The sequence below is a fragment of the Duganella hordei genome (assembly GCF_040369125.1).
Taxonomy (GTDB): domain Bacteria; phylum Pseudomonadota; class Gammaproteobacteria; order Burkholderiales; family Burkholderiaceae_D; genus Rugamonas; species Rugamonas hordei.
The window spans coordinates 31,271-42,848 of record NZ_BPWI01000028.1; the positions used below are offsets into that span (position 1 = coordinate 31,271).

Consider the following 11,578-nt stretch of genomic DNA (forward strand, 5'->3'; position numbering starts at 1 on the left):
TCTGTTGCGCATGGCAACTGACTTCGATTACGCTGAATTTCAAATGTAGTAACGCCGATTTAACCTTTGGGGAATGTTATGGCTAGTCTTCTGCGCCGCCTGTCGATACAGCAAAAACTGATGGTCAGCATGGGCGCCTGCCTGTTGCTGTTCCTGGCGATCTCGGCGACGCTGAGTGTGGTGATGACCGGCAATAGTATCCGCGACCGTGTGGTCAATACGGAATTGCCGGCGGAGGTGGGCGAGATCCGCAACGACATCCTGCGCCAGATCGGTGAGCCGCTGTCGGCCACGCTGGCGATCGGCGCCAATACCTTCCTGCTGGATTGGGAAAAAGCCGGCTTGCCGGACACCGGCCTGCCGGCCTGGATCGCCTACGCCGCCAGCATGAAGAAAACCATGAAGGCGGCCGCCGTGTCGTGGGTGTCCGGCAGCACCGGCAAGTACTTCGACGAGAAGGGCTACAGCCGCACCTTGGACAAGGGCGCGGCGGCCGACCAGTGGTTCTTCAGCTTCCTCGCCGGCGGCAAGCCGTATTCGCTGAACCTGGACAAGGAACCGGGCGCCACCGCATACAACGTCTTCATCAACACCCGCTTCGACGCCGGCGACGGCAAGATCGGCGTGGCCAGCCTGGGGCTGGCGGTCGACAAGCTGGCCGAGACCATCCGCACATACAAGGTGGGCGCCTCCGGCTTCGTGTACCTGGTGCGGCCGAACGGCATGCTGATCGTGCACCGCGACGCCGCGCTGGCGGACGGCCAGCACTTCATGAAGGACTTGCCGGGCTTTAACGCCGAACTCGGCACCAAGCTGCTGGCCGGCGAACGCTACGCCAACGCCAGCTACAAGGCGCCGGACGGCAAGCGGCTGGTGGCCTCGTCGTTCGTGCCGGAGCTGAATATGTATGTGATCGCCGAAGTGCCGGAGGCCGAGGTGCTGGGCGCCGTCACCCGCTCGGTGACGATTTCGGCGCTGGTGGGCGGCCTGGTCGGCGGCGGCGTCGGCATGCTGGTGATCCTGCTGGTGAGCCGGGCGATTGCCGCACCGGTGGCGCGCGCCGCGCACATGCTGGGCGAAATCGCCGACGGCAACGGCGACTTGAGCCGCCGCATGACGGTCGAGAGCGAGGATGAGGTGGGCGCGCTGGCCCACGGCTTCAACCGTTTCGTGTCTTCGCTGAACAGCACGATACGCCAGGTGCGCGACAGCACCGAGACCATCGCCACGGCATCGAGCGAGATCGCCAGCGGCAACCTGGATCTGTCGTCGCGCACCGAGGCGCAGGCCTCCAGCCTGGAAGAGACGGCATCGGCGATGGAGCAGCTGACGGCGACCGTGACGCAGAACGCCGAGAGCGCCAAGCATGCCAATCAGCTGGTGCAGTCGGCGTCCGGCTTCGCCACCCAGGGCGGCGAGGTGGTGGGGCGCGTGGTGCAGACCATGGTGTCGATCAAGGATTCGTCGCGCAAGATCGTCGACATCATCGCGGTCATCGACGGCATCGCTTTCCAGACCAATATCCTGGCGCTGAACGCGGCGGTCGAGGCGGCGCGCGCGGGCGAGCAGGGACGCGGCTTCGCGGTGGTCGCTTCCGAGGTGCGCAACCTGGCGCAGCGCTCGGCCTCGGCGGCCAAGGAGATCAAGGAGTTGATCGGCGATTCGGTGGTGAAGGTCGACGCCGGCAGCGTGCTGGTGGACGAAGCCGGTGCCACGATGAGCAAGATCGTATCGTCAGTGGAGCAGGTGACCAGCATCATGGGCGAGATCGTCTCCGCCAGCCACGAGCAGAGCGAAGGCATCGCGCAGGTGAACCTGGCGGTGACCGAAATCGACAGCACCACGCAGCAGAACGCCGCGCTGGTGGAGCAAGCTGCCGCGGCGGCGGGTTCGCTGCAGGAACAGGCGGCCCACCTGGCGCAGGTGGTCAGCGTGTTCAAGCTGGAAGACGAACCGCGCGGCGGCATGGCGGCGCGGCTGGCCCTGCGCCAGGCTGGAGGCGCGGCATGATCGTCAGGTTCCGGCCGACCTCTTTGAGCGATTCAACAAGTTAGCTATACTGGGTCGTTATCGGGTGCGGACGTTCATTCGAGACTTGTCGTCAAATTAGATTGGAATTCTGCCCCATGTACATCGTTGACCTGACTTATTTGAAACCGCTGGCGGAGATTGAGCCGCATCTGGCAGCGCATCGCGCGTTTCTTGATGAGCATTATGTGCGCGGGATCTTTATCGCATCCGGCCCCAAGAATCCGCGCGATGGTGGCGTGATCGTGGTTGGCGGCCGGGTGTCGCGGCCGGAGCTGGATGCATTGCTGGCGCAGGATCCGTTTGCGAAGAACGGCATCGCCAGCTATCGCGTGACGGAGTTCGAAGCCACCAAGCACCTGCCGGCGCTTGCCGAGTTGTTGTAATCAGGCGGGCGGGCCGACGTCCATGCCGTCGTAGGCTTCGATCTGCTGTTCCTCGACGAATTTGTAGAACTCCTGGTTGCGCGCGTGCAGCGTGTCGACCGTGTGCTTCTCGACTTTTTCCACGTGCAGCCACCACAGCGCCGGCGTATCCGCTTCCGGCTTCGAGTCGTAGATGCCGACGGTCTTGTAGCCCTTGGCCATCAGCAGCGCGGCGGCGCTTTCCAGCTTGCTCTTGGTCGGGTCGGCAAAAAAGTAGCCCCACAACAGCGGCTTGGCGATATCCCACGGCGCGTTCTGCTTCATGTCGGCAAACAGCTCGACCATTTCTTCTTTGGTGATCATTTTCTTATTCCTTGTTACGGTGGTAGAACGAGGTACCGACTCGTTCGATATGGTTCAATAGCTCGGGGTTGTCGACGTGGTCCCGGATCGACAGATCGATCTTGTACGGCAGCAGCAGGTCGTCCAGCTGATTTTCCAGCTTGAGCAGCAGTGGAGTGGTCAGGCCTGTACCGATCAGGCATAGGTCGATGTCGGAACCCCGCTTGAAATTGCCCGCTGCGCGCGAACCATACAGGATCGCTTGCTCGACTTCCGGAAACTCGGAAAATACCGCGCCCATGCTGCGCACAACGCTGGCCTTCAGACCGAACACGAGCGGTTCAAGTTCAGACGACATCGGCCAGCTCCGTCATCTTCCGCTCGAACTGCGTGAACAGCGCAAAGTAGCGATCCAATATCAAATTGACGATTTCATCCGCAGTTTCTTTGTTGTACGTATGCGCGGACTGGTTGCGGCTTTTGATCATCCCCATCCATATCTCGCCATCGTCGATCAAATCATATTGAAAGTCTTGCTCGCTCATGTTTGGCTCCGGCGATGGATGGATGTCGCTATTTTACCGCAGGCGCAGTGCGTGGACGAAGGAAGGCACGTCGGTTTGCCATCGCGGCAGGATGACGGAGATGGCCAGGCCATCTACATCGGCGACGATGCCCATGTAGATGGCCAGCGCCACGGCCGTGCCGTTCAGGCCCAGCACCAGCAGCGCGAAGAAGCCGGCGAACAGGAAGATGCCCCACAGTTTCGAGGACCACATGTGGTAGCTGGCTTCGCGTCCGAACTTGCGCAGGTCGTAGGCGTAGCGGGCCAGTTCCAGCGTGGCCAGCACGGCCAGCGCGGCCGCATGGTCGAGGATCGCGTCGGGGTGCAGGTGCCAGGCTGCGAATACGGCGGCGAGGTAGAAGATGGAGTCGGCGACGCTGTCGAGCCGGCGCAGGTTCGGTGTCGCGATGCCGAGGCGGCGCGCGATGATGCCGTCGAATACGTCCGACAGGAAGGCTGCGACCAGGCAGGCGCCGAATGCGGCGCCGCTGGGATGGTAGAGGGCGAGCACCACCACCACCGGCGCCAGCAGCGCGCGCAGCGTCGTCAGCGAGACGGGAATCAGGTTGATCGCCGCAGCCATCATTTCGACGCTGAAGCCATCGCGGGAAGCCTGATCTCGACCTTGAGCCCCTGGCCGCCGGCGGCGTCGGACAGCGTGATGCCGGCGCCGTGCAGGCTGGCGATGTCGCGCACGATGGCCAGGCCCAGGCCGGCGCCGCCGGGATTGCGCTCCAGCGTGGCGGCGGCGCGGTAGAACGGCGCGAACACGCGCTCGCGTTCCGACGCCGGGATGCCGTGGCCGCTGTCTTCGACTTCCAGCGTCACGCCGCCGCCACGTTGGGCCACCCGCAGCACCACCGTGCCACCCTGCGGCGTGTAGCGCAAGGCGTTGTCGACCAGGTTGGCGATCATCTCGTGCAGCAGCAGACCCTGGCCGTCGACGACGCATTCCGTCTCGGCCTCCAGCGACAGGTCGATCTGCTTGGCCACCGCCGCCATCGCCATCTCCAGCCCGACCTGGCGCGCGATGTCGCGCAGCGACACCGGTTCCGATTGCGCCGCCGCGCCGTCGGCGTTGCCGCCATGTTCGATGCGGGCCAGCGTCAGCAGGCGGTTGGCCAGGTTGACGGTGGAGTCGGTGGTGGCGGCGATGCTGTGGACGATCTCGCGCAGCGCGGCCCTGGTCTCGTCGGGATGGGCGCCGGCGCGGTCGCATTCGCGCAGCGCCAGTTCGGCCTGAGTCTTCAGCACCGTCAGCGGGGTGCGCAGCTGGTGCGAGGCGTCGGCGATGAAGCGGCGCTGGCTGCTGATCAGGATGTGCAGCCGCGAGCGCGAACTGTTCATCGCCGCCACCAGCGGCCGCACCTCCTTGTGCACCAGCGTCGGATCGACGTCGGACGAGTCGTTCAGGCTACGCGTCTCCACCGCGATTTTCAGCCGCATCAACGGCTGCAGCACCAGCCGCACCGCGAACCATACCAGCAGCGCCACCGCCAGCAGCAGCAAGGCTTGCCACACCAGCGTGTCGAACAGGATCTGGTTCGACAGGCCGCGCCGCGCCTCCAGCGTCTCGCCGACCTGGATCAGCGCGATGCCGCGCATCGAGTCGTCGTACACCGGCTGCAGCAGCGCGGCGATGCGCACCGGCTGGCCGTTGTAGCTGGCGTGATAGAAGCGCACCAGCGCCGGATAGGCTTCCGAGCGCGGCACGTTGGCCGGCACCGCCGGCAGGTCGCCGTAGCCGGATACCGTCTCGCCGTTGAGCCCCGTGACCTTGTAGTAGATGCGGCCCAGCGTGTCGGTCTCGAAGCTGTCCAGCGCCACGTAGGGCACGTCCGCCACCACCTTGCCGTCGACGATGGAGACGCGCTCCGCCAGCGCGCGGGTGGAGGCCAGCAGCGAGCGGTCGTAGGCGACATCGGCGGCGTCGAGCGCGTTGCGGTAGACCGAGACGGTGTTCAGCGCCACCAGCACCAGCAAAGGGCCCAGCAGCCAGCGCAGCAGCTGGCCGCGCAGGCTGCCCAGCGGCGCGCCGGGACCGATCAGGCGATGGAGTGTGCCGGAAAGCGCCATTTAACCGGCTGGGGTGGAAGGCGTAGCCGAGGCGGGGCGGGGCTGCAGCAGGTAGCCGATGCCGCGCAGCGTGGTGATGACGGCGGCATCCGGCCCGGCGATGTCGAGTTTCTTGCGCACGCGGTGGATGTACAGTTCGATGGCGTCGAGGTTGGCGTCGTCGGCCAGCGCGAAGACTTCGTCGAACAGCTTCTCCTTGGAGACGGCGCGGCCGGCGCGGGTGATCAGCGTTTCAAGCACCGCGTGTTCGCGCGGCGTCAGCGCCAGCGCGTTGCCGGCGTAGGTGAACATGCGGGTGACGGTGTCGAAGCTGAGCGCGCCGCAGTTGTGCACCAGCGCCTCGTTGCCGACGCTGCGGCGCAGCAAAGCCTTGACCCGCGCTTCCAGCTCGGCCAGTTCGAAGGGCTTGGCCAGATAGTCGTCGGCGCCCAGGTTCAGGCCCTGCACCCGGTCTTCCAGGCCGCCGCGGGCGGTCAGTATCAGCACCGGGGTCTGGCCGCGCGGGGCGCCGCGCGCGCGCAGGCGCTTCAGCACTTCCAGTCCGTCCATGCGCGGCAGGGTCAGGTCCAGGATCACCAGCGCGTAATCCTGCGTGTGCAGCAGGGCGTCGGCGTCGGCGCCGTTGTCCGCGCATTCAACCGTCAGGTTGGCGTCGCGCAGCGCCTTCGACAGCCAATGTGAGAGCTCAGTGTGGTCTTCAACTAACAGTATGCGCATAAGTTCTTGCCAACAATATGAAATAAGTTCAGTGTAAGGCCAGAATCATGGTCTCAGGCGCCGCAAAAGGGAAGCCCTCGCCTGGTTTGTGGTGCATGGACGACAGGTATCCGCGCCGATGTGGTAATGAAATGCCAGTGAAAGGCAATTGAAAGGAAGCGACTCCTATAGTGACAGCCTGATCACAAAAATCAGGCATCACAAATAACTATATCCTCTGGAGACAACATGAAGAAATCCGCATTGACCCTCGCAGTCATGGCTTTGGCCGCAGCAAGTGGCGCCGTCCAGGCGCAAACCAACGTGCAGGTCTACGGCCTGCTGGACATGGGCGTTGAAGTCGCCAATAACAAAACACCAACAGGCGGCAGCCAGACCAGCGTGATTTCCGGCGGTATGAACACCTCGCGCTGGGGCTTGCGTGGCACCGAAGATCTGGGTGGCGGTTTGAAAGCAGTATTCAACCTGGAAGGCGGCATCCTGATGGACACCGGCGCCGCCGACGGCCCGCTGTTCAAGCGTCAGGCCACCGTGGGCCTCGAAGGTTCGTTCGGCCGCGTCGTTCTCGGCCGCTCGTTCACCAGCGTGTACGACACCGTGATTTCCTTCGATCCGATGGGCTTCGCACCGTACTACTCGTGGGCCACTTCCGGTCCGGCCACCGGCCCTAGCAAGTACGGCTTCACCACCGCTTACGACAACATCATCAAGTACAGCAACACCTTCGGCGACTTCAAGTTTGCCGCCAACTACGCGGCGGGTGAGCAGACCACCGGCACGCAGGACAGCGCCAAGGTCGGCTTCGCAGGCGTCTACAAAATCGGCGGCGCCAACCTGATGGCGACCTGGGAGCGCAACAACGGCAACACCGTGGCCGCCACCGGCAACCGCGACAAGAACACCGTCTGGCACCTGGGCGCCAACTACGAGAACGGCCCGTTGAAGCTGTGGGGCGTGGTGCGCGACTACAAACTCGTCGCCGGCAAGGCCCTGACGGCCGATGTCGATGCCACCACCACCTGGGCCGGCGTCGCCTACAAGACCAACGACGTGACCACGCTGACCGGCGCGATCTATCATATGAACGTCAAGAACGTCGCCGCCGGCAAGGACGCCGACCCGACCATGTACGTGGCGCGCTATCGCTACGCACTGTCCAAGCGCACCGACCTGCATGTGTCGGCCGCCTACGTCAAGGCCAAGAATGGCCAGCTGACCGGCCTGTCGCGCGACGACGCCGGCTACGGCACCACCCAGCACGGTGTGACCGTCGGCATGCAGCACCGCTTCTAAGCCAAGGAAAAGGACGCGGCGTTTTTCTTCAAAACGCCGCGTCCTGAAAGCGCTTTGAAAGCTTCACCGTTCTAAGATACCTACAAGATGACTAAAGTTTTGCTGGCTTTGATTGCCGCGCTTTTTCTGGGCGCGGCAGCGCAGGCCGCAAGCCTGGAGTGCATCGTGCCGTCCAAGCCGGGCGGGGCGATGGACCTCACCTGCAAGCTGGCGCAAAAGGGTTTGCAGGGCTTGCGCGGGTCGCCGAACCCGCCGCCGTCGGATATGCACATCAGCTATCTGCCGGGCGGCATTGGAGCGGTGGCCTGGCATTCGCTGGTGTCGCAGCGGCGCGCGGAACCGAACACGCTGGTGGCTTTTTCGGGCGGCTCGCTGCTCAATCTGGCGCAGGGCAAGTTCGGCAAGGCCAAGGCGGCCGATGTGCGCTGGGTGGCGGCGCTGGGCGCCGACTACGGCATGATCGCGGTGCGCGCCGATTCGCCCTACAAGACGCTGGGTGAGCTGGTGGCGGCGCTGAAGGATCATCCGCAGAAGGTGCTGATCGGCGTCTCCGGCACCATCGGCAGCCAGGACTGGCTGAAGATGGCGATGGTGGTCAAGACCGCCGGCGTCGATCCCAAGGTGCTGCGTTTCGTGGCGCTGGAAGGCGGCGGCGAAGCCTTCGCCGCGATGCACGCGAATCTGGTGCAGGTGGTGTCCGGCGACGCCAGCGAGGCGACCTTGTATGCGGCCAGCGGCAATACGCGGGTGCTGGCGATACTGGCCGAACACCGGCTGCCGGGCGTGTTGGCGAATGTGCCGACGGCGCGCGAGCAGGGCATCGATGTGGTGTGGCCCATCATCCGCGGCGTGTGGATGGGGCCTCAAGTGTCGGATGCGGATTATCAGCACTGGGTATCGAACTTCGACCGGGTGCTGGCCAGTCCGCAGTTCGCGCAAATGCGCGCGGCGTCGGGGCTGTTCCCGTTTGGGCTGACCGGCGACGCGCTGGGAGCGTACGTAAAAAAGGCCGTGGACGATTACGGCAGGCGCGCCGCCGAACTCGGTCTGGTGCGCTGATCAAACAAACATATAAGAACTGGAGACGAAGATGATGAAGACCACTTTGGCCGCTGCATGCGCCACCCTGTTTGCTGCGACGCTTGCCGCCCCGGCTTTTGCGCAGGTGCCCGCCGGCTATCCGGCCGACTATCAGAAGATCATCGACGGCGCCAAGAAAGAGGGCAAGCTGGTGCTCTACGGCGCCACCGACAGCAAGGCGACCGCGCCGCTGATCAAGGACTTCAACGCGCTGTACCCGGGCATCACCGTCGAGTACAACGACATGAACTCGACCGAGGTGTACAACCGCTTCATCTCCGAGGTTGCCGCCGGCGGCAACACGGCAGACGGCATGTGGTCGTCCGCGATGGACCTGCAGATGCGCCTGGCGTCGGACGGCTATGCGCTCAAGTACAAGTCGGTGGAAGCGGCCAAGATCCCCGGCTGGGCGGTATGGGACGACCAGGCCTACGGCACCACGTTCGAGCCGGCCGCCATCGTCTACAACAAGCGCCTGGTGGACGCCAAGGAAGTGCCGCAGACGCACGCCGATTTCGCCAAGCTGATTCTGCAGCCGAAATTCAAGGACAAGGTCACCACCTACGACATCGAGAAATCCGGCGTCGGCTTCATGTTCATGACGCAGGACGCGCGTGAGAATCCGAAGTTCCTGGAGTTGGAAAACGCCTTCGGCGAAGCCAAGGTGCGCGTGCAGTCGTCCACCGGCACGATGATGGAGCGTATCTCGTCGGGCGAGAACCTGATCGGCTACAACGTGCTGGGCTCCTACGCGCTGGTGCGCGCCAAGACCGATCCGTCGATCGGCGTGGTACTGCCGAAGGACTACACGCTGATCCTGTCGCGCGTGTTCTTCATCAACAAGGCCGCCAAGAACGTCAACGCCGCCAAGCTGTGGCTGGACTACATGCTGTCGCACCGCGGCCAGACCATCATCGCCAACGACTCGAAGTTGTTCGCGATCCGCGCCGACGTCACCGGCGAGACCACCTCGGCGGACCTGATCAAGCAGATCGGCAAGGACAACGTCAAGCCGGTGCCGGTCCATCCTATCGTGCTGCAGTTCCTGGGCCCGCAAAAGCGCATGGCTTTCCTCAAGCAGTGGAAAGAAACCGCAGGCAAGAAGTAATCCGTATCGCCGGCGCGCGACGTTCGCCGCGCGCCGGCCGCAACATCCATCCGCTTCTACGGAATCACTATGCAAACTCTCTCTATCCCTGGCTCCGGCCGGCGCAGCATCAACTGGCCGCGCGGCGTGGTGGTGACGCTGGCCGCCATCGCCATCTTCCTGCCGCTGCTGCTGATCTTTTACCAAAGCTTCCTGGACGCGCCGTTCTTCATGCCCGTCAAAAACCTGGGCCTGGACGCCTACCGCTTCATCTTCGACGATCCCGATTTCTCCGTGGCGTTCAAGAACGCCTTCCTGCTGGCCGCCGGCCTGACCGCGATCGCCGTGCCGCTGGGCGGCATGCTGGCCTTCCTGATGATACGCACCGACCTGCCGGGCCGCGGCTTCATCGCGCCGATGCTGCTGGTGCCTATCTTCGTGTCGCCGATGGTGATGGGCTTCGGCTACGTCGTCTCGATGGGACCAGTAGGTTTCTATTCGCTGTGGGCCAAGGACATCCTCGGCTTCATCCCCTGGAATATCTACTCCTTCACCAGCATCGTGGTGATCGCCGGCCTGACGCACGTGCCGCACGTCTACCTGTACGCCTCGTCCGCGCTGAAGAGCCTCGGCTCCGACGTGGAGGAGGCGGCCCGCGTGGCCGGCGCCTCGCCGCTGCAGGTGATGTTCAACGTCTCGCTGCCGATGATCACGCCGGCGCTGGCCTATGCCGCCGTGCTGGTGTTCTTCCTCGGCTTCGAGGTGTTCGGCCTGGTGCTGGTGCTGGGCGATCCGGAAGGCCACCTGGTGCTGGCCACCTACCTGTACAAGCTGACCAACAAGCTGGGGACGCCGTCCTACCATCTGATGGCCGCCGTCGCCGTCTGCCTGGTGATGGTGACGATGCCGCTGGTGATGATACAGCGCTGGCTGCTGAAGTCCGCCAACAAGTTCGTCTCGATCAAGGGCAAGGGCGCGCGTTCGAAGTCCATGCCGCTGGGTAAATGGAAATGGCTGGCCTTCGCGCTGATCTTCGCCTGGCTGATGTTCACCATCATCATGCCGATGTCGGGCATCGTGCTGCGCTCCTTCGTCCAGTACTGGGGCGAGGGCGTGAACCTGCGCGACGTGCTGACCCTGTCGCACTTCCGCGAAATCATGGAGCAGCCGGCGCTGATGCGCGGCATCCTGAACACGATCCTGATCGGCGTGATCGGCGGCGCGCTGGCGGTGTGCTGCTACTGCGCCATCGCGCTGGCCATGCACCGCAAGCCGGACGGCATCACCCGCTTCCTCGACTACAGCGTGCTGGTGCCGCGCGCCGTGCCTGGCCTGCTGGCCGGCCTGTCCTTCCTGTGGGTGTTCCTGTTCGTGCCGAGCTGGCTCGATGGCATGCTGAAGGGCATGGACAACGGCGCCGCCCTGTGGCTGAGCGAGCATGCGATACCGGTGCTGCGTTCGCTGCGCTCGACCATCTTCGCCCTGTGGCTGGCGTATTCGGTGGTGTGGCTGGCCTACGGCATGCGCCTGATCTCGACCGCGCTGCTGCAGGTCGGACCGGAACTGGAAGAGGCGGCGCGCGCGGTCGGCGCATCGCGCGGCCAGGTGACCCGCGACGTCACGGTGCCGCTGGTGAAGTACGGCCTGCTGGGCGCGTGGCTGATGGTGTTCCTGATCTTCGAGCGCGAATATTCGACCGGCGTGTATCTGCTGTCGCCGGGCACCGAGGTGATCGGCGCGATGCTGGTATCGTTGTGGGGGACCGGCTCCACCGACCTGGTGGCGGCGCTATCGTTCATCAACATATCGCTGGTGGCCATCGGCCTGGGCGTCGCATTGCGCTTTGGCGTGAAGCTGCATAACTAAAAAATTATGAAACGAGACATCATCATGAATGAACTGACCGTCAACGACCTGCACCTGGACTACGGCACCGGCGCGCACGCCAACCAGATCCTGAAGGGCGTGTCCATGCACCTGCAAAAAGGCGAAGTGGTGGCGCTGCTTGGCCCGTCGGGCAGCGGC

Annotated in this window: 12 protein-coding genes and 1 pseudogene; 7 read left to right on the forward strand and 6 right to left on the reverse strand. The window is 64.2% G+C overall.

Features of this window, described 5'->3' with window-relative positions; genetic code table 11:
• The first annotated feature begins 78 nt into the window (after positions 1-78).
• Both ABWW33_RS31375 and ABWW33_RS31380 read left to right on the forward strand, forming a co-directional pair.
• On the forward strand, positions 79-2,010 hold the full coding sequence (locus ABWW33_RS31375) for a methyl-accepting chemotaxis protein (protein ID WP_353405345.1): 1,932 nt from the start codon (positions 79-81) through the stop codon (positions 2,008-2,010).
• 116 nt (positions 2,011-2,126) lie between these two features.
• Entirely contained in the window at positions 2,127-2,414 is a 288-nt protein-coding gene (locus ABWW33_RS31380) for a YciI family protein (protein ID WP_353405347.1), read from the forward strand.
• Here the strand turns inward: ABWW33_RS31380 and ABWW33_RS31385 are convergent, their stop codons facing one another.
• Genes ABWW33_RS31385 through ABWW33_RS31410 form a run of 6 tightly spaced genes read right to left on the reverse strand, consistent with a single transcriptional unit; the run spans position 2,415 to position 6,093 of the window.
• The gene (locus tag ABWW33_RS31385; protein ID WP_176652068.1) at positions 2,415-2,756 is read right to left on the reverse strand and encodes a ribonuclease E inhibitor RraB; all 342 of its coding nucleotides are present in this window, start codon (positions 2,754-2,756) and stop codon (positions 2,415-2,417) included. It lies immediately after the preceding gene.
• A gap of 4 nt (positions 2,757-2,760) precedes the next feature.
• Positions 2,761-3,093, reverse strand: coding sequence for a nucleotidyltransferase domain-containing protein (locus ABWW33_RS31390; RefSeq protein WP_353405348.1), 333 nt, complete (start codon positions 3,091-3,093; stop codon positions 2,761-2,763).
• Positions 3,083-3,280, reverse strand: a complete 198-nt coding sequence (locus tag ABWW33_RS31395) for a nucleotidyltransferase substrate binding protein (protein WP_353405350.1) — start codon at positions 3,278-3,280, stop codon at positions 3,083-3,085. Before ABWW33_RS31395 ends, ABWW33_RS31390 begins: the two co-directional genes overlap by 11 nt.
• A 33-nt stretch (positions 3,281-3,313) precedes the next feature.
• Entirely contained in the window at positions 3,314-3,886 is a 573-nt protein-coding gene (locus ABWW33_RS31400; RefSeq protein WP_353405352.1) for a CDP-alcohol phosphatidyltransferase family protein, read from the reverse strand.
• A complete protein-coding gene (locus tag ABWW33_RS31405; protein WP_353405354.1) occupies positions 3,883-5,376 on the reverse strand; it encodes a sensor histidine kinase in 1,494 nt (497 codons plus the stop codon). The genes ABWW33_RS31400 and ABWW33_RS31405 overlap by 4 nt, the downstream gene beginning before the upstream one ends.
• Entirely contained in the window at positions 5,377-6,093 is a 717-nt protein-coding gene (locus tag ABWW33_RS31410) for a response regulator (RefSeq protein WP_176652063.1), read from the reverse strand.
• A 228-nt stretch (positions 6,094-6,321) separates the two neighbouring features.
• Between ABWW33_RS31410 and ABWW33_RS31415 the strand changes: the two genes are divergently transcribed.
• The 5 genes and pseudogenes from ABWW33_RS31415 to ABWW33_RS31435 all read left to right on the forward strand — a co-directional run.
• On the forward strand, positions 6,322-7,386 hold the full coding sequence (locus tag ABWW33_RS31415) for a porin (RefSeq protein WP_176652062.1): 1,065 nt from the start codon (positions 6,322-6,324) through the stop codon (positions 7,384-7,386).
• A gap of 87 nt (positions 7,387-7,473) precedes the next feature.
• A complete protein-coding gene (locus ABWW33_RS31420) occupies positions 7,474-8,445 on the forward strand; it encodes a Bug family tripartite tricarboxylate transporter substrate binding protein (protein WP_176652061.1) in 972 nt (323 codons plus the stop codon).
• A gap of 31 nt (positions 8,446-8,476) precedes the next feature.
• Positions 8,477-9,574 carry an ABC transporter substrate-binding protein gene (locus tag ABWW33_RS31425; RefSeq protein WP_413446253.1) on the forward strand — a complete coding sequence of 366 codons (1,098 nt, stop codon included), beginning with the start codon at positions 8,477-8,479 and terminating at the stop codon, positions 9,572-9,574.
• Positions 9,575-9,643: 69 nt separating this feature from the next.
• A complete protein-coding gene (locus ABWW33_RS31430; protein WP_353405357.1) occupies positions 9,644-11,419 on the forward strand; it encodes an ABC transporter permease in 1,776 nt (591 codons plus the stop codon).
• 24 nt (positions 11,420-11,443) lie between these two features.
• Positions 11,444-11,578 (forward strand): annotated as a pseudogene (locus tag ABWW33_RS31435) (ABC transporter ATP-binding protein); the annotation flags it as partial.